This window comes from Clostridium sp. LXY-7 (assembly GCF_056172015.1).
Map to the genome: position 1 here is coordinate 721,486 of NZ_JBLLJL010000001.1, position 23,852 is coordinate 745,337.

Sequence of the window (23,852 nt, forward strand, 5' to 3'; positions counted from 1 at the left end):
GAGCAGATTTGTTTAGAGACTATAATATACATAAACAATTCTAATTTAGTTTGATTATAATATGGGAGGATGGATGAAGGAATTAAGTAATATAAAAGTTATTGATAAGCAAGATATTCAAAGGTTAAAGTTATATATTGATAAAAAATATAGTGATTTAGACAGCAAACAAAGGGCTAATATATTATCTAAGGCTATACATGGAGTTTTAGATAAATTTATTCTTGGTATTAATAACGAGGATGATAATAATATAAAAATGAATATATTAAAAAATAGTATTTATGGAGAACAGTATACTGTATATCTATTGGATGTTTTTAAATATTATTTAAAGGATATTAGGTATAGAGAAGAAGATTCTATAGAGGTATTAATTACTTGGATAAGTAAACATACAAAGTATCAGGTTAATAAAGAGAGTATAATAGATTATTTATATGATGAGAATTATATAAATATAGAAGAAAAAAATAGGATAAGTAAGACTGACTTTGAACAAAGAGATAAATTAGAAAATAATCAATGTCAACCTGAAAAAACTCTATTAGAGAGTAAGGAAATACTAATTGTAGGTCAAGCTAATAAGAAATCAAATCATTTCAACCTAACAGGAGTAGATTTTAATAAATATATAAAAAATATAAGGGATGTAAATATAAAGTCATGGGGCAAAAGAAAATTTACTTATATAGCATGCACACTAGGATTGTTAGCCATATTTGGTTCTATGTATATAAAAACACTTATAGAGGATAGGGGTAAAATAATAGAAGAAACGCTCTTAGGAAAGCCAGGGGAAGAACAATCAATAGAAGTAGAAGTTGTTAAAGTTGGACAAGCCATAGTAGGAAAAGAGATTAACCCAAATATTCCAGGATTTATAAAATATAAAGAAGTTAATAAGGAAATTTTAAGAAAGTTTTTAAATGAGAGAAATTCATTATTAGCTGAAGAACCTTATTTTTCTACTATAATAAATGCGGCTAAGGGATTTGATATAAATCCAATACTGCTATTTGCAATTACAGGGCAAGAACAAGGTTTTGTACCTAAAAATACACCTGATGGAAATAATATAGCTAATAATCCTTTTAATGTATTTCATAGCTGGAAGGATTATAATACAGATATAGAAGACTCCTCTGATATTGCTGCTAGAACTGTTTTTAACATTTGTAGTAAAATGCCTAAAGGTGAAAATGTATTTCAGTGGATAAATAAAACTTATGCAGAAGATGAAAATTGGTGGAAAGGTGTAGAGAGCATCTTCTATCAGATTAACAATTTAAAGTTATAGAGAGTTTAGTATCTTTAACTATACTCTCTATTTTATTTTTGGACATTATTTCAAATGTATTGCATAATAATTTATTTGACATTGGCGAAGTTGGAACAATGATTATAAACCAATATAAAATCTATGATAAGTTTTTAGATGGAGCATTAAAATTATACCTTTTATTACATCTTTATTTTGCAAGAAATAGCTATTCGGGTTTAAAGTATGTAGACGAAGAATTTATAGATTGGGAGAAATTTTTAGAAAAGCATAAGTAGTTCATAAAAAGCTGTAAATAAGTTTATTAAACTTTATTTACAGCTTTTTATTTAATTCCAATAGATATCAATGGAATCGCCATCTTTTATAGGTTCATAATAGGATGCATTATTGCCATTGTGCGATAATACTAAAGTTCCTTTAGAGGTAGTTCTATCGAAATCAATGAAATCAAAAATATCAATAAATATATATTCACTTTTTCCTCTCAAGGTTATAGTTTTACCATTCACAGTTATAAATAATTCCTCATTGCTTTCAATGATATCAAGAGAAGAGTCACTGAAAGTGATAGAAGATTCATTTGAATCAGGATTCTCTTGAGAAAGCATTACTTCGTCAGCAATAATTATATCAGAAGAATCAAGGGGAAGAGGCGAAGGAGATTCTTCAAAAATTTCTTGTACAGAAGTTGTAATTTTATCATTATTACATATTACATATTCATTGCATATTTTTTTAGAGTCAATGAAAAAGCCAATCCCATAAGAAGGGAGATTATTATGTTGTAGAAATTCTCCTAAAGTATTTTGTATAATAATTTTAACGTCATCACCATGATTTATATTAGAATTTAAAGAAACATGTTGACCATTTATGTATGATCTAGGTTCTATAGTATATAACATATCATCTATATAAAAGTTTATGGTGTCATAATTATCAAGATATTCATATACTTTGGACGTGCCATGAGATCCGTCTTTAGCATAGTTAATTTCAACATAATCATTGTTACATACTTTACTATCTAAAGAGGCAGTCATTCCATTTATATATATAGTGGCAGGTGATGGGGCATCGCCAATAATAGTATATTCAACATCATTAACAGAAAAACATATGTCTTTACCTTTTTTACCTAAGAGAAGTCTAGGGTTTACAGAAGCTTGAACAAGTACTTCTGCCACTTTATGTTCCTTAAAATTAAATAGAGTTATACTAGTGCCATTTAGAAATACTTGTATATAGTTTTCTTCCTTATTATTCATAGCAACTTGAGCTATACCAAGAACTGTAACTCCGATACTTCCAAGAGATAAATCAGAAGAAATACATTGAGATACTGCTTCTCTTCCTTTTATAGCTATTCGTTGAGGTGGTATATTAAGTTTTTCACATAGCTTTACTTGTAGCATAGGTGTATGTGCTCCTCCACCTATAAGAAATACTGCAGAGGGACTCTTATCACAATTCAATCTCAATATTTCCTTAGCAATTTCAGAAGCAATATTTTCAACTACAGGATTTATTACTTCTTCAAGCTCTAAAGGAGTAGCTATATAATCAAAACCAAGTACATCTCTATAATTCAATTCTTCATTAGAACTGTATTTTTTTTTCAATTCTTCTCCACTATTAAAATCTAATAAAAACCTTTTAGAAATAACCTCAGTTACCTCATCTCCAGCTAGTGGAACCATACCATAACCTACTAAGGAGTCATTACTACTTATAGCTATGTCTGAGGTACCAGCACCTACATCAACAAGAGCAAGATTTAATAATCTTAGGCTTTGAGGTATAACAGCTTCTATGGCAGCAATAGGCTCTAAAGTTAGGGCTATGACATTTAGATTAACTAATTTCATAACAGCATAGAGGCTATCTACTACGGAGCTAGGTAAAAAAGTTGCAATAATATCAACGCCAGCAAGAGTTCCTTTATGGCATAATAAGTTACTTATAGTGTACCCATTTAAAGTATAGTTTCTTACAGTATATCCCACGCAATATAGGGTATGAGGATTTTCTTCAATAATTTTTTTCTCAGCATCTTTAATGGCATAAAGTTCTAAGGTTTTTATGAAATCCTTATCTATTTCTATGTCTTCTGAAATATCCACTTCAGTACATACATTAATAGTTTTTAGAAATCTTCCTGCTGCTGCTATAGCTACAGTTTCTAATTTATAATTTAATCTACTTTCTAGATTTTTTTTCACCATAGATACTGCTTTTGCTACTAATGAAATATTATGTATTTGACCGTCATGCATTGCTCTTTCTTCATGCTCTACATATTCCTCATCAAGGACTTTAAGTTTTCCGTTAGTTATTTCAATAACAGCACCCTTTATAGAACGAGTACCTATATCTAGTGAGAAAATAATATTTTTTTCATTCCAATCTCCCATAACATCCCTCTTTTTAACATAATTAAATAAAATACTATATTTAATTATATTATCAAAAATGTAATTATTCAACATAAGGAGGGTATATAATATAACTAATATGAAATAAGGTAGTATATATGATATGATTTGATATAGAAAATAAAAGAATGGCTGTTTCAAAAGGGCGTTAATTAGGGAAGTTATGATTATATATCATACTTCCCTTTTATTATACTAATGTAATAGTTAGCTTCTCATCATCTTTGTTTACAAAGAATGAATAACTCTCGCCACAACTCTTACATACAATGTACTTACTCTCACTGACCTTTTCACGGTTATCAAAGAGGTAAGGAGATTCAGCTGTTTCTAGAATTTCCGCTTGAAGATTATTAGAATCTACATTATAGGTATATACATAGGTGGCTTTCTTTTTTATTTCAAAATTTTTTCTGTGACATTTAGGACAAACTAAAGAATTCTCTGCTCTTAAATCCATAATATTAATCACTCCTTTATACTTATATTATTTCAAGGATTAGAGGTTATATACTTTTTATATAATCTCTGATTAAATTAAATACAACTTTATTTCCAAGAACACTTAAATGTACTCCATCTGTATAGAGTAAGTTTTTCTCATTATAGCTTTCAAAATTATCCCATAGATTTATAAAAGGGATTTTGTATTTATTAGATAGAGAGTAAAGATATTTTTGTAATTTTGATAATAGAGAGTTTATGTGTGAATAATCACAATTACTGTCCCAATGTTCTTTAGCTAATTCAGTAATTATAGGTGGTGGAGACAATAGTACAATGTTGATATTGTTTAAAATAGCATCCTTTAGCATTATCTCAAAATTTTCAATAATTCTGGAAAAAGGTCTATTACATAATAAATCATTACTTCCACCAAGAAGAATTATGAGGCTTGGAGATTTACAGATTACATTTTCAGTAAATCTAATCATCATATCTGTGGTAGTATTACCACAAATTCCACAATTTAGTATTTCTATTTCTGTAAATTCCTCTTGTAATAAGGAGGCAAAGCTTTTATTATTTTGTACTCCATATCCAAAGGTTAAGCTATCTCCCATCAAAGCTATTTTATTCATAAAAACCTCCCTATAGTAATATTTAAGTAGAATTAATCAAAACTATAACTAACCTATAATGCTATTTTTCAATTAAATAATAAAAACCACCGCTTTAATTTGCAGGTGGCTAACAATAGGACATGTTTAAACTGGTATTCTAGCAATTACCATATGTTTATTTTTCATATTGTATAAATGATCTTTATCTATTTCTTGAATACTATTTATAGTTACAGATTCATGAATAGTATTAATTCTAAGTTTAGCATCATCCAAATCTCTAGCTAATAAAGTTCCACAGTATATAGCTTTATCATTAGTTATACTAAATAAAAATATCTTTGCTTGATCTATTGGAACTACATCACTTTTTAAAAATTCATCATCGAATTCGACCTCACTATCAAGAGAGATGAGACCTTCTCTAATTATATGTTTATCCCAACCTTTGTACTCGCATAGCCTACTCCATAGACCTAAATTTACAATGCTTCTAACAGTAAGTTTTACCATCATAACAATCCACTCCCTTTCAAAATATATTAATTCCAATTGCTGTAAAGTATTACCCTTAATGATACCAGTAATAATTAGTATTTGCAAATGAATACTAATTATTTAACAGAATTATAAAAAAGTTTAAGAAATGTCTACAAAGTTGTGAATTATTAAACTGAAATATTATGCCAATCATTAAAAGTGGTTATATTCTGATAAGGATATATTTGTTAGAGAACTTATCAGCAATGGATGTGATGTTATAAATAAGCACTATGCTTTATTACCTGTAGAGATTTATTTTATCAATGAAAATAAAAATAAGAAAGAAATAATTAGTTCAATTTGTCATTATGTCTATGATTTAGCAATGATACGTCATAAACTTTAACCTTCTTTATCCTTGATGTTTACATGGACATGTATTAACATATTATATGGTATACATTACAATTGAAAGGAAGTTTTTACATGAAACCTAAAATATTAGCGGTTATAAAGAACAAAGAAGTAACTAAAAAACAAATAATAAATGATATTATAGCAGGAATTATTGTTGCTATAATAGCCCTACCATTATCTATAGCCTTAGGGATATCCTCGGGTGTATCTCCCGAAAAAGGATTGATTACTGCAATTGTAGCAGGATTTGTAATATCACTATTAGGAGGAAGTAGGGTTCAAATAGGAGGTCCAACAGGAGCTTTTGTTGTAATAGTTTATACCATCGTTCAGACTTATGGAATAACTGGACTTATCACAGCCACTATGATGGCTGGTGTTATGTTGATTATAATGGGTCTTTTCAAATTAGGATCTTTAATTAAGTATGTTCCTCAAACTATTACAGTAGGATTTACAAGTGGGATAGCTGTAACTTTGCTATGTACACAGCTTAAGGATCTGCTAGGACTTAACATAGAGAATGTTCCAGCAGAATTTATTCCTAAAGTTTCAAGTTATTTTACTCATATTAGTACTCTTCATTTCTTAACATTTGCCATAGGAATATTATGCATCGGAATCATTGTTTTATGGCCTAAAATAAATAAAACCATACCAGGTTCATTAGTAGCATTAGTAGTATCTACCTTAATGGTAAGTCTATTTAATCTTCCAGTAGACACAATTGGGAGTAGATTTCAACAAATATCTTCATCAATACCAGTACCTACATTACCATCAATGAATTTAAATACCATTAAAGGATTATTTCAGCCAGCTATGACTATTGCTATTTTAGCAGCAATAGAATCATTACTATCAGCAGTTGTTGCAGATGGAATGATAGAGGACAAACATGATTCCAATATGGAGTTAATAGCTCAAGGGTTTGGAAATATAGCTTCAGCTCTTTTCGGAGGAATACCTGCAACAGGAGCAATTGCAAGAACTGCTGCAAATGTTAAAAATGGAGGAAGAACTCCTATTTCAGGAATGATTCATGCTGTGGTGTTGCTTTTAATTATGATGATATTTATGCCATTAGCTAAGATGATTCCAATGTCAGCATTGGCGGCAGTTTTAGTAGTTGTTTCTTATAACATGGGAGAATGGTCAACATTTAAGGGACTACTTAAGGCACCAAAGGGCGATGTAGTTGTCCTAGTATTGACCTTTGTATTAACTGTGGTTTTTGATTTGGTAATTGCTATAGAAATTGGAATGGTATTGTCTATGTTTTTATTTATGAAGAAAATCGCAGAGGCTACTAATGTACAAAGACTTACTAAAGAGAATGAACTTGATAATGGCGCATATGAGATTGTGAATATATGTAAAGAAAAGCTGGTAATTTATCAAGTTAATGGTCCATTATTTTTTGGAGTAGTTCATGAGTTTAATAGAATACTTAAAGATCTAAAACCTTCAACCGAGGCTCTGATACTGGATATGGATAGAGTAAATATATTAGATGCAAGTGCTATGCATAGTTTGAAAAAGTTTCATAAGAAGTGTAAAAAAAATAACATAAGAATCTTCTTAACAAATTTACATGATGAACCTAAAAAAGCCCTTGAAAATATAGGTTTTATGGAGGAATTGGATAAGGACTCGTTGTTTGGAAGTAGAAAACAATGCATAGCTGGTGCCTATGAATATATAAAAAACTTGGAAGTAGTATAGGTATAATATTTAATCAAAATTGACACTATTTTAAAATATTATAAGTTTAAATATGTATAAAATTATATTGAATAACAAATCATATCCAATGAGGTGATTTTATGGATATGCAATTAACACAGGAAGTAAATAAGTTTTTAAAAGGAATACATATGGGAGCAGCTAGTTTTAGAGAGTATCTGAACAAGGCTCAAGATAAAGAATTAAAGGAAGAATTAAAGCACATAATAGAATCTTTTAAAAATCATGAGGAAGCTATAACTAATATAATTGAACATATGGGAGGAGCGCCAACAGATACCATAGGTGTAATGGGAACTATGGCTGATTTTTGGGAGAAATTAAAACTACTTTCTGTAGATAGTGATTTAGAAGTATGTGAGCACGCTGTTCAAGCTATGGAAATGGGAATAAAGCAAGGCAATAAGTTTTTGAATGAGCATACTATTTTACCCCAGAATATTAAGGAAGAGATGAATGGTGTTGTTAAGGATTATGATAATCATTTAAGACATATAGAACAGCTTATGGTTAAATACAAATAATGAAAAGAAGAGATTTCTCAAAGTAAATTTAAGTAGAAGTTTATGAATCATATACGTAAAACGAGATATAAATCTACGTTGTAAGTATATGTTAAGATTTCACTTAAAAGTGATTTTGAGATCTCTTTTTTATTAGGCATCTAAAAATTTAGTATAACTTATTATATTTGGATCATATCTATTATTCAATTTTAAGCCTTCATTTAAAGTCTTTTCTTTTATAAAATATTATAATAAAAACATAGGGTTATTTAATGATATATAAATAAATATATATTTTGAAATAAAATAAAGGATTTCTCTGTAGGTAAGTTTAATAAAAGAGATAGTGCATTTTATGAAGTCTGATGCTCATTATAACAATAAAAAATGTTTATGGACAAACTAATAATTTTATGGGTACATAGCTTATGGAAAAGATGAATAAGAAAAAAATGTAATAAAGGAGTTTTTTATGAATAAAACCATATTAAAAGATGAAGTTCTCAATAATGAGGAGAAGGATTATTTCTATGTAATTAACTATCCAACATATCATGAAGAATTATGTAAAATGGAGATGAAATATATCTTTAATGTGATTCCACATGAGAAATATTTATTTTCAAATTTAGATATAGATATTTCGAGGAGTCCTTTTATAAAAGAAGGAATAAAAGTTATATATAAGGGAACTTGCCTTAATGAGATTATAGATAGAATTAAGTTAGATAGAGTATCTTACCAAAAATTCAAGATGATTTTCCTGAAAATTGATGTAGATATCGAATATAAGGAGAGGATGAAAGCCTTAAATGATATAGGTTTCGAAATTATAGGAGATGCTAGTGTTCACAATCCGGAAATAACTTTAGCTCTGTCAAAGGTTCATGGAGTATGGATATTTGGTGAGTATAGGAAAAATGATTATAGGTGGCATAGACATGATAAAAAACCTTATTCCTATTCTAATGGATTAAGCATGAGAGTATCTAGAGCACTTGTCAATATTGCTGTAGGAAATGAAATAGATACCACAATAATTGACCCTTGTTGTGGTATAGGTACTGTAGTTATTGAAGCGCTTTCACTAAATTTAAATATTAAAGGATATGAAATTAATCCACAGATAGGGAGAAATGCCAAGAAAAATTTAGAGTTCCTTAAATATAAGGATGTTATAACTATTGGAGATATGCATAATATACAAGAACATTTTCAAGTAGCTATTGTGGATATTCCGTATGGCGTGTTTTCACCTACAACCTTAGAGGAGCAAAGAGATATAATAAAAACAGCTAGGAGAATTGCCGATAAGGCGATTATTATAACCTTTGAGGATATGAATCACATCATAGTTTCTTCGGGATTCAAAATAATAGATGGCTGCACAGTATTAAAAGGAGGCTTCAAAAGGTACATTAATATATGTGAATAAATGTAACGACCCCAGGGGTCATTACATTATTTGGAATTAATCATGTTTACCTTTTTTCCAGTGATTTATCATAACTTCTAGGGAGCGCTCCATCTCACTTGAACAATCTCCACTAAATTTTCTTCCATAAAGGAGTTGACCAAAATTTTCAGCTCCATATACATTATGAGAAGTAACTTTTTTTTCTAAATCTTTATACATGTGGTCATATTCTTCAGAAGTTAGATTTTTATATTCTTCATCAAATACTATATATTTTCTGTCAAATCTAGGGCTTAATATTCTAGTGGTATTTTCAGGGTAATACCCCATGCAAAGCATAGAAATTGGGAATACCCAATTAGGTAAGTTAAGAATTTTTTTATGAATTTCATAGTTCTCTACTATATCTCCAATATAGCAGGAACCTACACCAACAGATTCTGCAGCAATCACTGCGTTTTGAGCAGCAATTAGTGCATCTCCAGTGCTTAAAAATAATTTAGATAGATCAGGTTCTGTATATTTAAAATTATTTTTATCACAAAACTCTTTAACATTGCATTTATCAAAATATCCATATAAGCGTTCCATATCTGCAAGAAATATAAGGATTACAGATGCTTTTGCGATAAAGGGTTGATTGTCACAGGTAATGCTTAGCTGCTTCTTTTTTTCTTCATCTTTAATTACCAATATAGAATACATCATCATATTCCCAGCAGTAGGAGCTCTTAAGGTGCTTTCTAGTATTAAATCCATATGTTCCTCTGAAATGGGAATATCAGCATATTTTCTTAAAGACATTCTATTATTTAATAGGTTTAATGTAGAATTCAATGAAATCATCTCCTTTTAAATAAGGTACATAGTACTCTATTTATATTATTGAATATCCACATACCTCCATGTCAACTACATATTTTACATAAAAAATAAAATATCGCGTAGTATACTACAGATTTTAATTTAGATATATTATAATTAGGCTAAAGGAGTGAGTGTTGATGAAGGTTAGTGAATTTGCGAAAAGATATGATATGAATAAAGAGACCATACGATATTATACTGATCTAGGATTACTTATTCCTGAAAGGATAGGAAATTATTATGATTATAATAATCAATGCATAGAAGATATGGATAAGATAATAAACTTGAAGAGCTATGAATTTTCCTTAAGTGAAATTTTAAGAATTTTATCCTTTATTAGATTGGTAGGAGTCAATGAAGAGGAAAGTCAAGAAAATTTTCAATATATAATTAAAAATAAGAAGCAGGAGCTTATAGATAAAAAAAATAAATTAGAGAAGAAGATAAAGGATATAGATAAATTACCAATGAGTTTTAAAGGACGCTCTATTGATAATAAATGCAAAATGGGAATAAACATAAAATTTATTAACTATCTGGCGTGTCCTAAGTGTGGTCAGGGATTGGATATATTTAATTCAAGTATAACAGGTGAAACTATAATAGAAGGTACAATGAAATGTAGTTGTGGATATGTGGGGTGTATTAAAGAGGGGATTATATTATGTGAAAATATAGAACATGATGGAGAGAAGCCACATTGCTTAATTGAATCTAATCTATCTAATATTGAACCAGAATTAATATCTATGCTTAGGAAAACTTCAAATTATATATATGCTAAGGTATGTGAAGAAGCTCTTATAAATAAAGTAGTTTTAGACTTAGATGGAGATATAACGTTAATAACAAGTAAAATAATAAATTTAATCAGAGAAGATACGCTTTATATAATTACAGGAAATAGTTTTCAGGATGTAAAGCATAAGCAATTCTTGTTAAGTAATAGTACAAATTTAAAAAACATCATATTTGTGGCAGGAATTAAGGAAATGCCTATAAAATATTCATCAATAGATTTGATTATTGATGGATATGCTACAAGTTTTAGATTTCTCAATGAAAATTACGGATATATGGAGTTTTGGTCTCCTTATTTAAAAAAAGATTGTAAGTATATTGGAGCATATTTTGGATATAAAAAGAATGTTGACTCCTTAAGAAACATTAGAGAGGAAAGTAGGAGATATTTTCTAGAGGATAACCTAATAACGTATCTTCAACTCCTTGGATTTGCTATAACGGAACATAAGGAGTGGAAAGGTATAAAAAACACAGGTCATGCTTTAGCATTTCATAATCATAAAGATGAGATTTACCTATGGACATGGAAAGCTATTAAAAAGTCATAGAGAATAGTTTAAGAAATAAGCTGAGATTTCAGTAGATAAAGTCATGAGAACAGCTGAAAAAGGATGAGGAAATTACTGGAAAAATCTAAATGAATTTTTATGTTTAATAAGTATGAATCAGAATCTTATTCTGTTTTATACTTATTTTTATATATCTTATGAATTTATGCTCAATTATATGTAAGTGTGCATATTATAAATTATGATGATGTTGCTTTAGAGGTGAATTTGCTCTAAGGATAGTCAAGTAATTGATAGCATGTAGATATACTGAGGAGGATATTAATAAGATGAATAAAATAAAAATTGGTGTTGTTGGATATGGAAATCTTGGTAAGGGAGTAGAAGAGGTAATTAAAGAAAATCAAGATATGGAACTATACGCTATTTTTACGAGAAGAAATCCATATGAAATTTGTCCTAAAAATTCTAATGCAAAGGTAGAAAGTATATCGAACATAGAGAAATATATAGGTAAAATTGATGTTATGATATTATGTGGTGGTTCAGCTACAGATTTGCCTGTGCAAGGCCCAAACATTTCTAAATACTATAATACAGTAGATAGCTATGATAACCATACAAAGATATATGAATATTATGAAAGAATGAATAATGTAGCAAGAGCCTCAGGAAATATATCCATCATTGGTGGAGGATGGGATCCTGGACTATTCTCCATTATAAGAGCAATGACGGAGTGTTACTTGCCAAATGGAAAAGATTATACATTTTGGGGTAGAGGAGTAAGTCAAGGACATTCAGATGCCATTAGAAGAGTTAAGGGAGTTAAAAATGCGGTTCAATACACTATTCCTGTAGATGAAGCACTGTATAGAGTTAGGCGTGGTGAAAATCCGATATTAGATACTAGAGACAAGCATATAAGAGAGTGTTTTGTAGTAATAGAAGAAGGAGTAGATGTGAATAAAATAGAAAATGAAATAAAAACTATGCCGCATTATTTTGAAAATTACGAGACTATTGTAAATTTTATAGATGAAGATGAACTTAAAGAAAACCACTCTGGGATGTATCATGGAGGATATGTATTAAGATCTGCGGTTACAGGGGGAGGAAATAAGCATATAATTGAATTATCTCTAAGAACTCAGAGTAATCCAGAATTTACTTCAAGCATTTTAGTGGCATATGCTAGGGCTGCATATAGAATGAAAGAAGAAGGTCAAAAGGGTGCAAAAACTGTATATGATGTGCCTGTTGCATATTTATATGAATCAGATAGAGAAAGATTAATCAGAGAATTATTATAGAATTTAGAAAAGAGCTAGTGAAATTTATTCATTAGCTCTTTCCAAAGGAAATAAAATTATATAGGTATTTTTTATTTAAATTCTTCAGCTAAATTAGTTAGTGCATCATCACAAACTCTATATACAGTCCATTCATCCATTGGAATTGCACCTAAACTCTTATAAAAATTAATAGAAGGTTCATTCCAATCAATACACCACCATTCAAGTCTTCCACAGTTCCTTTCTTTTGCTAAATGAGCAAGGAAAGCAAGGAGGGTTTTTCCAAGGCCTTTGCCTCTCATTTCAGGTCTTACATATAAGTCCTCTAGATAAACCCCAGGTCGTCCTAAGAATGTAGAGAAATTATGGAAAAATAATGCAAAGCTTACGGGTTCTCCTTTATATTCACCAATTACAACTTCAGCAGCTTTTCTTACAAATAAGGACTCCCTAAGAATTTCCTCAGTAGCTACTACCTCATGTAATAGTTTTTCATAATCTGCTAGTTCTTTAATAAATTTTAATATTAGTGGTATATCTTTTTCCTCAGCTAATCTTAAAGTATAATTAGCAACATTAGTTTCTATCAATTTATCCATTTAATTAACCCCCTTAGTTTAATAATATAGATAATTATATCACAAATATAAGCTTATATTTTAAATTGTCTGACAGCTTCAAGCTTATCTTGGCATGTAGCATGTAAATCTTGAGATATGGAAGCTACATTCATAGAGGTTTTACTTACCTCTTCAGAAGACATTACAATCTCTTCTGATGAATTTGATACAGAATTAGAGATATCTTTAGTTGTTTCAACCTTCTCTATAATACCTTCTTTTTCTTTATTGATATTATTCATATTTACATTTATATCATTAATTTCAGGTATTAGTACCTGAATATCTTCAATAACCTCTTTAAAAGATTCAATAGATTTATCTATTATTTCATTCTGATTAGTTAATTTTACATTCATAGTTTCAGAAGTTTCCATAACAGATTGACTTTCTTGGGTTACATCTAAAAGTAGATTATTTATATTAAGAGATGAAGCCTTAACTTCCTCAGCTAATTTTCTAACTTCATTTGCAACAACAGTAAATCCGCGACCAGCTTCACCAACTCTAGCAGCCTCTATGGAAGCATTTAACGCCAATAGATTAGTTTGGTCTGCAATGCCGTCAATTAAGTTAGTTATATTTCCAATTTTATTAAGAAGATCATTCAATCCTTCTATTTTAATACTCATATATTTAAAAGAAGTACTAATTTCTTCTGTAGAACCTTGAAGTAGTATTAAATCTTTATTACTATATACCACTTTAGAATTCATGGTTTCCAGAGTGCTATTCACCTTATTTACAGAATCTGTAGCATAGTTAATTGTTGAATTAAAGTCATCTAAAATAGAGTTAATGTTATCCATATTATTAGATTGAATACTCATGCTATCTGATATACTCTGAATAGTAGCAGTAACTTCTTCAGAGGATGCAGCTAATTCTTCACTGGTAGCAGATAAATCATCCACATAAGCTACTTCTTTATCTGTAGAATTCATTATAATTTTAACTATGGATACAAATTTCAATCTAAAATTATTAATGTGATTTCCGATATCCTCAATTTCATCTCCGGTTTTCACAACTATGTCATTGCTTAAATCTCCTTCTGACATTTTACTTAAACTGTGAATCAGCTGAGTTATACCTTTGCTTAAATCTTTGGATATTTTTAATGTCATAAAAATATAAGCAATAATAAGAATTATAGATATTATTATAATTATTAGAAATAAATTATTTCTAGTTGAGAGTAGGTTTGTTACGTCATTTTCAACACATAATGCAGCCACAACTTCACCGTTAGAGTTTACAATTGGCTCATAGGTGGTTATAATCCAATTATTCACATAGGTTCCTTTGGTAGCATCTGAGGTTAAGGTTTCGCCGCCAAATACTTTTTTAAATTTATCATCATATTCATAATTTAAGCCTTTAGTAGAATCATCATATATGCCATCCACTAGAATTTCTACTTTATCATTATTTTTATACACAGCATAAATAAATTTAATGCTACTACTATCTTTAAATTCATTTAATTTAGTCTTTACCTCTTTATACTTTGGATTTTTTGTTGAGTTATCCTTTATAAGGTCCTCAAAATCCTCAGCTTTGATTAATTTTATTGCATCATCCATGGTTGCTAAAGTTTGTCTTTGAATATTTTTGAATTCGTGAGTAAAGACGAATACATTACTTAGAATCAAAACCATCATAGATAATATACATATAGTTAAAGTTTTTCTAAGTATTTTTTTGCCCAATTTGTTCACCAAAAGTCCTCCTTTATAATAAATTGAAGTGAAATAGATAATAATTCACATAATAATTGTTATATTTTGATTATCGGTACAACATGACAAAGTTTTATATTTTCAGACAAAATTTCTAAGTAGACTTTGGACATGGTTAATTCAATTAAATAATAAATTATAAGAACATCTTTTAAAAATCTCAAATAAGAAACTTACTATTCTAAATTGAAGTGATACATAGTTATTAGGGAATTTATATCACAATGTATAATATATTGAAAAAAACTGCACATACTAAATAGGAAGGTTCTTCTTAGTGAGGGGCCTTCCTATTTTAAATTAAGAGGTGTTAGTATGAGATTACCAAGTCATATAGGAGTAATTCCAGATGGAAATAGAAGATGGGCTCAAGGTCAAGGGCTAACTAAGGATAAAGGGTATGATTTAGGCATAGATCCAGGATTACAACTATTTAAATTATGTCAAAAATCAGGAATACAGGAGCTAACTATGTATGGCTTTACTACAGACAATACAAAAAGACCCGCAGAGCAAAGAAGGGCCTTTACTGAGGCTTGCATTAGAGCTGTTAATTTGATTTCTGATGAAGATTGTGAGATTTTGGTTCTAGGAAATACAAAATCACCTATGTTTCCTAAGGAACTTTTGCCTTATACAAAGAGAACAGTATTTGGTAAAGGCGGAATGAAGGTCAACTTCTTAGTTAACTATAGTTGGAAGCATGATCTAGAAAGTTTAAAAAATGGAGAAAAAGGAACTAGTATTTTAGCAGAATATCTTGAATCTAAAGATGTTTCACGGTTAGATTTAATAATTCGTTGGGGTGGAAGAAGAAGATTAAGTGGATTTCTACCTATTCAATCTGTTTATGCTGATTTTTATGTCATAGATGATCTATGGCCAGATTTTAGAGAAGATCATTTTTATAATGCATTAAATTGGTATGGGGAGCAAGATATAACATTAGGAGGCTAGAGGATGGGGAAAAAGGCTATAATAATTGGAGCAGGTATAGGGGGACTCGCCACTGCAGCTAGATTATTAAGCAAAGGATATAGTGTAAAGATTATTGAGAAAAATAAAGAAGTTGGGGGGAGGATAGGAATCATTAAGGAAAGTGGTTTCACTTTCGACTTAACTGCATCTATAGTTATGATGCCAGATATGTATATAGATTTATTAGAAGAATTAGGACTAAGCTTAGAGTTTATTAAGATAGAACCAAATTATAGAGCTAATTTTTGGGAAGGAAGTTCTATAGATTTTTACACAGACTTAGAACCAACATTGGAACAGATTGAGAAAATCTATAGTAAAGATGGAGAGGGATATTTACGATTTTTATCTGATGGATATGAAAAGTACAACGTAACCTATGATTATTTTCTAAGCCGAAGTTTTTGTTATATAGGAGATATTTTAAATCCTTCTACTTTTATTGGAGCATTTAAAGCACATATATTGACTAATTCCTATGAATATATCTCTAAGTTTGTTGAAAGTGAAAAGTTAAGAACATTTCTAGCTTTCCAATCTATGTACATAGGGGTAAATCCTTATGAAGGCTCCAATATATATACAATAATTCCTGCCATTTCTGCAATAAAGGGACTATGGTATATTAAAGGAGGAATGTACTCTTATATAAATTTATTAGAAAAGTATATAAGAGAAAATGGAGGAGAAATAGAATTAGAAACTGAGTGTAAAGAAATTATTATAGAGAATGAAAAGGTAAAGGAAATAATAACAGATAAATGGCAGAATCAAGGTGATATAATTATATGTAATAGTGATTTCTCCTATTCTATGGATAATTTTATAAAAAATAATGAATATAAAAAAGATTATCCAACTAAGAAAATTAATAATATGGAGTATTCATGCTCTGCATTTATTTTATATCTAGGATTAAAAAAGAAATATACCTGTTTAAAAGTACATAATATATTTTTAGGAGTAGATTTTAAAGAGAATATAAGTGCACCTTTTGAAGGAGATATACCAAGTCAGCCTTCACTGTACTTATATTGTCCATCGGCTATAGACAAAACAATGGCACCAGAAGGAAAGGAAGCTATTAGTGTGATAGTTAGAGTGCCTAATCTTTTAAAGGTAGATGTTAAGTGGAGTAGTGCCACCATTAAAGAATTAAGAGCAAATATCTTAAGCATTTTAAAGAAGGTAAAAGGGTTAGAAGACATAGAAGAAAATATAGAATATGAGAGCTATTTAACTCCAGTAGATTTACAGGAAAGATTTAATTGTTATGAGGGAAATGGGTTTGGAATTAGTCATAACTTAAATCAATCAGCCTTTCTTAGACCCCAAATTAAGAATTCCGATGTGAAAGGTTTATATTTTGTAGGAGATTCTGTGCATCCAGGAACAGGTGCATCTTTAGTACTTTTAGGAAGTAAACTTTTATGCGATGAAATATATAATAGGTGAGCACCAACTTTACTGTGGTGCTTTTTTTGTTGATATTTCCATAGAATTATAGTTATTATCTATAAGAATAGTTGACTATGATTTAATATATTGTTGATACTAAACAGGAATAAAATAGTTAAATATAGAAATTAAATTTAGAGTGTAAATAGCTTAAAGTATAGCTCTATATTATAAAGAGTTGATGGACTTGGCACCTTAGATGACTAATGTGACCACATACTATGTAAAGGATTGATATACAGGTGTGATTAGAGTACAGTTTAATTAAGGAAAGAGAAGTGATGGGAGGATGTAGTGTGAGAATAAATGTTGAGGAAGATGAAAAATTTGAAGAGACTGAAATTATTATAAAATGTAATAAAAAAGATAAAAAGATAGATGCATTAATAAATAAAATTTTAGAAGAGGATAAGCATTTATTGGCATATAAGGACAATAAATCATATTTTATAGATTCAAAGGATATTTTTTATGTAGAAAGCGTAGATAATAGAGTATTTATATACTTGGAAAAATCTGTACTAGAAATAAAGCTTAAACTATATGAGTTTGAGGAGCTTTTATCTAGTAAGTATTTTTTTAGATGTAATAAATCTACCATAATAAATATAGTTAAAATAAGTGAACTAAATCCACAAATTAATAGAAGTATAATAGCTATAATGGAGAACCAAGAGCAAGTATACATATCAAGGAAATATGTAAAAAAGTTAAAGGAAGTATTGGAGGACTGGGAGTAATGGAGATTAAAAAAATTAATATTATTAATGCATTATATAAAGTCTCTATGATATTCACTGCAATAATCATAGTGATATCAATGAGAAAAGAAACTATTAGTACATTATCACTATGGGGAAATCTAATAATTTCGGGAATGATAGTTATGATGGAATATATATATTTTACTGATAAGAATCTTACAAAAAAACAATATTGGATAAAAGTAGTAATGCATTTTATAACATGCTTTTTTTTATATATCTTATTTTCTCAACTAATCCAATTTAATAACATAAAAGAATGGGATTTATTGCTGTGGATAAAAGTAATATCAATATACACTTTTATATATGTAATAATAACTTTAATTTACAGAGTTAAACATAAATATGAAGTGAAGGAGTTAAATAGTAAATTAAATAAAGTTAAAGAGAAAATTTATAAAGATATGGAGTGATTTTCTATGATAAAAAACCAAGAAACCTTTAAGGTGAGCAAACTTCAAAAACCTATTATATTAAATTCTTTAGCTTTCGGGATAATGTCCTTTATATTACCTATATATAGCAAAAGGCTTAATATGAGTGCAGTTGAGATTGGTGGATTATTTTCAGTTTTTTCTTTTATTATTTTATTTTTAAGGCCTATTATAGGAATTATAGTAGATAAAAAAGGAAGAAAATTAGTATTAGTGTCTTCACTACTATGTTACGCCATTTCATTTTATATTTTCTCTATAGCGGCAAATATCTATATTTTATATTTGGGTAGAGTTATACAAGCTATAGCTTCAGCTTTAATTGGAATATCTACTTATAATATAATTATGGATTTATCTATAAATGATAAAGGAGAGAAACTAGGAAAATTAAGGGAATACAGTACAAGAGGGTCAATTTATGGTATCATAATTGGATTTATATTATTGTCAAACATGCCATTAGTAAAAGGATGGGAAATTTTATTTAAAATATATGCTATAGCATCAATAGTGGCAGCAATTATTACAATTAGGGATATACCTGAAACAAAAGTTCATAAAGCTACAGAGAAAATGAAAGCTGAAAGAATTTCAGTAAATATGATAAAGCTATTTATTATAATATTTATTACAGCTACTTCAGTTTCTATGTTAAGTCCCATATTAATCATATATCTGCAAGATAAATTTACTAATGATATAGGAAAATTAGCCTTAGCTTTTTTGCCAACTGTAATTATAGAGGCTAATTTGGCTTCAAAACTTGGAAAAATAAGTGATAAATATGGAAGGGTAATACCTATGGTGGTAGGTATAATTATTTCAGGAATAATATCTATGTTTATTCCACAAGTGGCTACGCTTATATTGTTAGCAGTTATATTAGGAATAGATTCCATAGGTTCCTTATTGACTATGCCAGCAGAAGGAGCATTATTTACAGATTTTAACGGCGATAATGAGAGAGGAAAGATGTATGGAGTTTATACAGCAATAATTAGTTTAGGTGGAGTAATAGGACCTATACTGGGCGGATATTTGTATGAAAAAATAAGTTATAGTGCACCTTTTTATATAAACGGAATTATATTGATATTTAGTGGTATGTTAGCTTTTGGATTTTTTTACAACATGGTTGAAGGTTGTAAGAAAATATCAAGTATTAAATGAAAATATTTGGGTTTGTTTTAAATTGTTGTTGATTTTAAAACTACATATTAAAACAAAGCCCAATATTTAAATACCATACATTCTACACTACCGAATAACATGGTATTTATTTTTCGAAATGTTGATAGTCTTTAACACCTTTCCATTCACCACCCCATGTCCATCCTCTACTAATAAAAGCTTTATAGCAAGGATCATCTTTAAGAATCATACCTTTCTTATAAGTAGATCTATCTACATATTCTATAGCATTTTTAGGTTGTATTATATCTCCCTTTGTATAAGGGTTTTGAAGAGGATTTATATCTATAGCAAGACCATAGCTATGAAGTGATAATTTTGAGGAACTTGTCTGTGGTCTGAAACAGAAGGAGGAGGTATTATTGTCTTTCATGGAAGCTTCATCATTAGCATCATATTCATCAATAAGTTTAATTTTATCTATAGGATATTTAGCATCATAAAGTTCTTTAAAGATATTTTTAATGTCTTCTCCAACAGAGGCATTTACAATTAGTTCACCAAGGTGTGATTTATTATCAAAACCCCAATAAGTAACGGTTACATGGCTTAAAGATTCGATGGATATAGGAGCATTCTCGGTCCAAGACTTACCATAGATTTTATTATAAATATCTTCTGATATAGGATTTATTTCAAAAACTTCAGCTGTTTCATCTAAACTAATCTCCGATGATGGGAGAACTTCTTCTTTAAAATTATCTATATTTAAAGAGGAATTGATATTATTGTCAATATGTCTTTCCTTATTGGATAAAAGATAAGATGATCCGAGGATAATAATTAATATTAAAAGGGTGATAAACAATAATTTCTTCATGAGCAACCTTCTTTCGAAAAATTTTAGTGATTTATTTTACTCCATTCCATTCATCATAAAATTGATTTGAAAAATCAATCATAACTTTATGTTTCTCTAAATCAAGCCCTCTATCAGTAGAAGTTTTCATGGTATCCTTAAGTTTTAGGAACTTTTGATAAAATATCCTATTGTTGATTTTATGAATATATGTATATAATTTTAAATACATTAGGAAGATTTGTATATATTATCTAATGATTATACAGTAAAATTCATGTAAAAATATTGAAACTTTAAAATATTATGCTAAACAATTCATGAAACTTTACGAATATTATAGTATTAAGATTTTAAGGAGGAATAAGATATGAATATTTCTGCGGTGAGCAACAGAAATAGCTATAATATGGCTTTTAATAAAAATAATGAAGAAGAAAAAAATAATATTAAGAGCTTAACTATAAAGCCAGGTAAAAATAATGCTATGATGCAAGCATTGGAAAAGACAAAAGAAAACTTATTAAAACAAAAAGAAAAATTACAGCAGGAAGAGATGACTCCAGAAGAGAAAAAGTTTAAGATGGAAGAAATAAACAAACAAATAAGTGAAATAGAAGAACAAATATACCAAGCTAAGCTAATAGAAAAAGAAAAAGAATTGGAAAAGCTTAAGGAAGAAGTAGAGAAAAGAAAGCAGGAAAGTGAAAAACATAAAGAAGAAGAGAATAATGGAGTAATAGTAGCAGATAGTCTTAAAGAATTGATAGCGGCAAAGCAACATTTAGATAATACACATGATATGAAGGTTACTAAAGCAAATATGAAGGTGGAACTCGGATATTTGCAAGATGTTAAAAGCCCTGGAGCATTTGTTTCAAAGCAAAAAGAAAAGCTACAGAAGGGAATATATGGACTAGAAAACAGAATTAATGTAGAGATAGGTAAATCAAATAAAAAAGTTAATGGTTCAAAAGAAAAAGAAAAAGAAAAAGAGAAAGATACAACAGAATTTAATATAGAGAAAGAGAAGAATACAAAGACTGAGAAAGGAAATGAATCAAAAGTAGAGAAAAGTGAGAAAAAACCTGTTGATAAAGAGTAAAAATTAAAAAAGGTCAATACTCAATGAAAGATTATAGTTGAGTATTGACTTTTTATCATTTACTATATGTATTTGAACTAAAATAGTAAATAATATTAGATATTATAAGTTATAATTAATTTACTAAGCCATTGAAATAATTATTATGATTATAGATTTTAAAATAAGGAGGACATGATGAAGAAAATTATAATTATTGAAGATACAGAAAATATAAGAGAAGAATTAAAAACCTTTTTAACGAGATATGGTTATGAAGTTTATGCTCCAACAGATTTTAATAATATAGTGGAGGATATAGAAAAATATAATGGGGACTTGATATTATTGGATATAAATTTACCTGTATTTGATGGATATTATATATGTAGGGAAGTTAGAAAAAAATCTGAAATACCTATAATTATAGTCACCAGTAGAGATAGCGATGTGGATGAGTTAATGAGTATGAATTTAGGAGCTGATGATTTCATAGCTAAGCCTTATAATACTCAAATACTTTTAGCTAGAATTTCAAATTTATTGAAAAGAGCTTATGGTACTAATATCCAAGAAAGTTTATCCTATGGAGATTTAAAATTAAATCTTGCAAATGGGAGTATTACTTATAAAGAGAATACTTTAGAATTAACTAAAAACGAGTTAAAAATACTTTCACATTTAATAAAAAATAAAGGGAATATAGTAGCTAGAGAAGACCTAATGGAGTATTTGTGGAGTTCAGATATATTTGTAGACGATAATACATTATCAGTTAATATTACAAGACTAAGAAAAAAGCTTGAGGAAATAGGCATGGAAAAGCCTATAGAAACTAGGAGGGGATTAGGATATATAATGCCATGAGAACAAGAGATTATTTTAAAGAAAGATTGCCATTTTTAATTATAAACCTTTGTATAATTATATTTCTCGTAATTTTGATGATAATGCTAGAGATAGGCAGTGGAATTATATTTCTAATTTTTATAATATGGTTTGCACCAATAATAACATATATGGTCATAGAATTTTTAAAGCATAAGAAGTATTATGATGAAGTAAAAGAGCTTTTAGAAGGTTTAGATAAAAAATATCTACTAACTGAAGTAATAGAGAGGCCAGAATTTTTAGAAGGTGAGTTTTTATTTGATATAATACAAGAATGTAATAAAGATATGCATGAGCATGTAAATTTCTATAAAAATCTTGAACTAGAGTATAGAGAATATATAGAAACTTGGGTTCATGAGATAAAAACCCCTATTGCATCTACTAGATTAATTATAGAGAATAATAAAAATTCTACTACTGATAGTATAAACCAAGAAATCAAGAGGATAGAAGAATTTATTGAACAAGTTTTATATTATTCAAGGAGTAATAATGTAAGTAAGGACTACATTGTAAGGGAGTTCTCATTAAAATCTGCAATTATGAACACTGTAAAAAGAAACTCTAGAGATTTTATAAACAAGAAAATAAGTCTATGTTTAGAAGAAATAGATGGTACAGTATATAGTGATATGAAGTGGATAGAATTTATATTTAATCAACTTATAAGTAATGCTATAAAATACTCTAAAAGTAATAGTGGAAAAGTAACTATTTATTCAGTTAAGAATGAAAATAATATTGTAGTTACCATTGAAGATAATGGTATAGGAATAGTAGAGAAAGATGTAAATAGAGTTTTTCAAAAAGGATTTACAGGAGAAAATGGAAGAGTTTACGGGAAGTCTACTGGTATGGGACTTTATCTTTGTAAAAAACTCTGTGATAAGTTAGGTTTAGGAATAGAGATTAAATCAATCTATGGAGAGGGAACTAAAGTAAATGTTATTTTTCCAATAGGAAAAGTTACTATATTATAATTTATGAGTTTAACATTAAATAATTCCACCTTATCTTACAAAATTGTAACCCTAATGAAAGCTAAGTGAAT

At 28.7% G+C, this 23,852-nt stretch carries 23 protein-coding genes; 15 read left to right on the forward strand and 8 right to left on the reverse strand.

The features are described 5' to 3' along the window. The first annotated feature begins 73 nt into the window (after positions 1-73). Positions 74-1,300, forward strand: coding sequence for a hypothetical protein (locus ACI48Q_RS03435; RefSeq protein WP_474917643.1), 1,227 nt, complete (start codon positions 74-76; stop codon positions 1,298-1,300). A gap of 98 nt (positions 1,301-1,398) precedes the next feature. Beyond that, positions 1,399-1,560 carry a hypothetical protein gene (locus tag ACI48Q_RS03440; RefSeq protein WP_474917644.1) on the forward strand — a complete coding sequence of 54 codons (162 nt, stop codon included), beginning with the start codon at positions 1,399-1,401 and terminating at the stop codon, positions 1,558-1,560. A gap of 51 nt (positions 1,561-1,611) precedes the next feature. On the opposite strand, the gene ACI48Q_RS03445 is transcribed toward ACI48Q_RS03440, so the two are convergent. The 4 genes from ACI48Q_RS03445 to ACI48Q_RS03460 all read right to left on the reverse strand — a co-directional run bounded on the left by ACI48Q_RS03445 (position 1,612) and on the right by ACI48Q_RS03460 (position 5,300). Next, on the reverse strand, positions 1,612-3,699 hold the full coding sequence (locus tag ACI48Q_RS03445; RefSeq protein ID WP_474917645.1) for a cell division protein FtsA: 2,088 nt from the start codon (positions 3,697-3,699) through the stop codon (positions 1,612-1,614). A gap of 211 nt (positions 3,700-3,910) precedes the next feature. Beyond that, positions 3,911-4,180, reverse strand: coding sequence for a hypothetical protein (locus ACI48Q_RS03450; RefSeq protein ID WP_474917646.1), 270 nt, complete (start codon positions 4,178-4,180; stop codon positions 3,911-3,913). Positions 4,181-4,226: 46 nt separating this feature from the next. Next, positions 4,227-4,802: a GDSL-type esterase/lipase family protein gene (locus ACI48Q_RS03455; RefSeq protein ID WP_474917647.1), complete on the reverse strand. Its 576-nt coding sequence runs from the start codon at positions 4,800-4,802 to the stop codon at positions 4,227-4,229. Between the two features lie 126 nt (positions 4,803-4,928). Then, positions 4,929-5,300: a hypothetical protein gene (locus ACI48Q_RS03460; protein ID WP_474917648.1), complete on the reverse strand. Its 372-nt coding sequence runs from the start codon at positions 5,298-5,300 to the stop codon at positions 4,929-4,931. Between the two features lie 453 nt (positions 5,301-5,753). Between ACI48Q_RS03460 and ACI48Q_RS03465 the strand changes: the two genes are divergently transcribed. The 3 genes from ACI48Q_RS03465 (at position 5,754) to ACI48Q_RS03475 (ending at position 9,371) form a co-directional block, all read left to right on the forward strand. Then, the gene (locus ACI48Q_RS03465; RefSeq protein WP_474917649.1) at positions 5,754-7,409 is read left to right on the forward strand and encodes a SulP family inorganic anion transporter; all 1,656 of its coding nucleotides are present in this window, start codon (positions 5,754-5,756) and stop codon (positions 7,407-7,409) included. Between the two features lie 101 nt (positions 7,410-7,510). Continuing rightward, on the forward strand, positions 7,511-7,954 hold the full coding sequence (locus ACI48Q_RS03470; RefSeq protein WP_474917650.1) for a DUF2383 domain-containing protein: 444 nt from the start codon (positions 7,511-7,513) through the stop codon (positions 7,952-7,954). Between the two features lie 454 nt (positions 7,955-8,408). Next, entirely contained in the window at positions 8,409-9,371 is a 963-nt protein-coding gene (locus ACI48Q_RS03475; protein WP_474917651.1) for a TRM11 family SAM-dependent methyltransferase, read from the forward strand. Between the two features lie 36 nt (positions 9,372-9,407). Here ACI48Q_RS03475 and ACI48Q_RS03480 read toward each other — a convergent pair whose 3' ends face one another. Further along, positions 9,408-10,190, reverse strand: coding sequence for a nitroreductase family protein (locus ACI48Q_RS03480; protein ID WP_474917652.1), 783 nt, complete (start codon positions 10,188-10,190; stop codon positions 9,408-9,410). 167 nt (positions 10,191-10,357) lie between these two features. On the opposite strand from ACI48Q_RS03480, the gene ACI48Q_RS03485 reads away from it, so the two are divergent. Together ACI48Q_RS03485 and ACI48Q_RS03490 are read left to right on the forward strand one after the other, a co-directional pair. Next, complete coding sequence (locus ACI48Q_RS03485; RefSeq protein WP_474917653.1) at positions 10,358-11,575, forward strand: MerR family transcriptional regulator; 1,218 nt, start codon at positions 10,358-10,360, stop codon at positions 11,573-11,575. 290 nt (positions 11,576-11,865) lie between these two features. Then, complete coding sequence (locus ACI48Q_RS03490; RefSeq protein WP_474917654.1) at positions 11,866-12,849, forward strand: diaminopimelate dehydrogenase; 984 nt, start codon at positions 11,866-11,868, stop codon at positions 12,847-12,849. A 71-nt stretch (positions 12,850-12,920) separates the two neighbouring features. Here the strand turns inward: ACI48Q_RS03490 and ACI48Q_RS03495 are convergent, their stop codons facing one another. Further along, positions 12,921-13,430 (reverse strand): N-acetyltransferase family protein, encoded by a 510-nt coding sequence (locus ACI48Q_RS03495; RefSeq protein WP_474917655.1) that lies wholly within the window; start codon positions 13,428-13,430, stop codon positions 12,921-12,923. A gap of 53 nt (positions 13,431-13,483) precedes the next feature. Continuing rightward, on the reverse strand, positions 13,484-15,172 hold the full coding sequence (locus ACI48Q_RS03500; protein WP_474917656.1) for a methyl-accepting chemotaxis protein: 1,689 nt from the start codon (positions 15,170-15,172) through the stop codon (positions 13,484-13,486). Between the two features lie 336 nt (positions 15,173-15,508). Between ACI48Q_RS03500 and ACI48Q_RS03505 the strand changes: the two genes are divergently transcribed. The 5 genes from ACI48Q_RS03505 (at position 15,509) to ACI48Q_RS03525 (ending at position 20,003) form a co-directional block, all read left to right on the forward strand. Beyond that, positions 15,509-16,150, forward strand: a complete 642-nt coding sequence (locus ACI48Q_RS03505; protein ID WP_474917657.1) for an undecaprenyl diphosphate synthase family protein — start codon at positions 15,509-15,511, stop codon at positions 16,148-16,150. 3 nt (positions 16,151-16,153) lie between these two features. Beyond that, positions 16,154-17,626 (forward strand): phytoene desaturase family protein, encoded by a 1,473-nt coding sequence (locus ACI48Q_RS03510; protein ID WP_474917658.1) that lies wholly within the window; start codon positions 16,154-16,156, stop codon positions 17,624-17,626. A gap of 299 nt (positions 17,627-17,925) precedes the next feature. Beyond that, positions 17,926-18,369 carry a LytTR family DNA-binding domain-containing protein gene (locus ACI48Q_RS03515; RefSeq protein WP_474917659.1) on the forward strand — a complete coding sequence of 148 codons (444 nt, stop codon included), beginning with the start codon at positions 17,926-17,928 and terminating at the stop codon, positions 18,367-18,369. Then, a complete protein-coding gene (locus ACI48Q_RS03520) occupies positions 18,369-18,809 on the forward strand; it encodes a hypothetical protein (protein ID WP_474917660.1) in 441 nt (146 codons plus the stop codon). The genes ACI48Q_RS03515 and ACI48Q_RS03520 overlap by 1 nt, the downstream gene beginning before the upstream one ends. 6 nt (positions 18,810-18,815) lie before the next feature. Beyond that, on the forward strand, positions 18,816-20,003 hold the full coding sequence (locus tag ACI48Q_RS03525; protein ID WP_474917661.1) for an MFS transporter: 1,188 nt from the start codon (positions 18,816-18,818) through the stop codon (positions 20,001-20,003). A gap of 106 nt (positions 20,004-20,109) precedes the next feature. Here ACI48Q_RS03525 and ACI48Q_RS03530 read toward each other — a convergent pair whose 3' ends face one another. Then, positions 20,110-20,844 (reverse strand): M15 family metallopeptidase, encoded by a 735-nt coding sequence (locus ACI48Q_RS03530; RefSeq protein ID WP_474917662.1) that lies wholly within the window; start codon positions 20,842-20,844, stop codon positions 20,110-20,112. Between the two features lie 349 nt (positions 20,845-21,193). On the opposite strand from ACI48Q_RS03530, the gene ACI48Q_RS03535 reads away from it, so the two are divergent. From ACI48Q_RS03535 to ACI48Q_RS03545, 3 genes are all read left to right on the forward strand, one after another. Continuing rightward, positions 21,194-21,928 (forward strand): hypothetical protein, encoded by a 735-nt coding sequence (locus ACI48Q_RS03535; RefSeq protein WP_474917663.1) that lies wholly within the window; start codon positions 21,194-21,196, stop codon positions 21,926-21,928. Between the two features lie 177 nt (positions 21,929-22,105). Further along, positions 22,106-22,774 carry a response regulator transcription factor gene (locus ACI48Q_RS03540; RefSeq protein WP_474917664.1) on the forward strand — a complete coding sequence of 223 codons (669 nt, stop codon included), beginning with the start codon at positions 22,106-22,108 and terminating at the stop codon, positions 22,772-22,774. Next, entirely contained in the window at positions 22,771-23,781 is a 1,011-nt protein-coding gene (locus ACI48Q_RS03545; protein ID WP_474917665.1) for an ATP-binding protein, read from the forward strand. Before ACI48Q_RS03540 ends, ACI48Q_RS03545 begins: the two co-directional genes overlap by 4 nt. Positions 23,782-23,852: the final 71 nt, after the last annotated feature.

Excerpts from the sequence above, each read along its gene's own strand:
- ACI48Q_RS03435 (WP_474917643.1), top strand. The coding sequence starts at position 74 with ATGAAGGAATTAAGTAATATAAAAGTTATTGATAAGCAAGATATTCAA.
- ACI48Q_RS03440 (WP_474917644.1), top strand. The coding sequence starts at position 1,399 with ATGATTATAAACCAATATAAAATCTATGATAAGTTTTTAGATGGAGCA.
- ACI48Q_RS03445 (WP_474917645.1), bottom strand. The coding sequence starts at position 3,699 with ATGGGAGATTGGAATGAAAAAAATATTATTTTCTCACTAGATATAGGT.
- ACI48Q_RS03450 (WP_474917646.1), bottom strand. The coding sequence starts at position 4,180 with ATGGATTTAAGAGCAGAGAATTCTTTAGTTTGTCCTAAATGTCACAGA.
- ACI48Q_RS03455 (WP_474917647.1), bottom strand. The coding sequence starts at position 4,802 with ATGAATAAAATAGCTTTGATGGGAGATAGCTTAACCTTTGGATATGGA.
- ACI48Q_RS03460 (WP_474917648.1), bottom strand. The coding sequence starts at position 5,300 with ATGATGGTAAAACTTACTGTTAGAAGCATTGTAAATTTAGGTCTATGG.
- ACI48Q_RS03465 (WP_474917649.1), top strand. The coding sequence starts at position 5,754 with ATGAAACCTAAAATATTAGCGGTTATAAAGAACAAAGAAGTAACTAAA.
- ACI48Q_RS03470 (WP_474917650.1), top strand. The coding sequence starts at position 7,511 with ATGGATATGCAATTAACACAGGAAGTAAATAAGTTTTTAAAAGGAATA.
- ACI48Q_RS03475 (WP_474917651.1), top strand. The coding sequence starts at position 8,409 with ATGAATAAAACCATATTAAAAGATGAAGTTCTCAATAATGAGGAGAAG.
- ACI48Q_RS03485 (WP_474917653.1), top strand. The coding sequence starts at position 10,358 with ATGAAGGTTAGTGAATTTGCGAAAAGATATGATATGAATAAAGAGACC.
- ACI48Q_RS03490 (WP_474917654.1), top strand. The coding sequence starts at position 11,866 with ATGAATAAAATAAAAATTGGTGTTGTTGGATATGGAAATCTTGGTAAG.
- ACI48Q_RS03495 (WP_474917655.1), bottom strand. The coding sequence starts at position 13,430 with ATGGATAAATTGATAGAAACTAATGTTGCTAATTATACTTTAAGATTA.
- ACI48Q_RS03505 (WP_474917657.1), top strand. The coding sequence starts at position 15,509 with ATGAGATTACCAAGTCATATAGGAGTAATTCCAGATGGAAATAGAAGA.
- ACI48Q_RS03510 (WP_474917658.1), top strand. The coding sequence starts at position 16,154 with ATGGGGAAAAAGGCTATAATAATTGGAGCAGGTATAGGGGGACTCGCC.
- ACI48Q_RS03520 (WP_474917660.1), top strand. The coding sequence starts at position 18,369 with ATGGAGATTAAAAAAATTAATATTATTAATGCATTATATAAAGTCTCT.
- ACI48Q_RS03525 (WP_474917661.1), top strand. The coding sequence starts at position 18,816 with ATGATAAAAAACCAAGAAACCTTTAAGGTGAGCAAACTTCAAAAACCT.
- ACI48Q_RS03530 (WP_474917662.1), bottom strand. The coding sequence starts at position 20,844 with ATGAAGAAATTATTGTTTATCACCCTTTTAATATTAATTATTATCCTC.
- ACI48Q_RS03535 (WP_474917663.1), top strand. The coding sequence starts at position 21,194 with ATGAATATTTCTGCGGTGAGCAACAGAAATAGCTATAATATGGCTTTT.
- ACI48Q_RS03540 (WP_474917664.1), top strand. The coding sequence starts at position 22,106 with ATGAAGAAAATTATAATTATTGAAGATACAGAAAATATAAGAGAAGAA.
- ACI48Q_RS03545 (WP_474917665.1), top strand. The coding sequence starts at position 22,771 with ATGAGAACAAGAGATTATTTTAAAGAAAGATTGCCATTTTTAATTATA.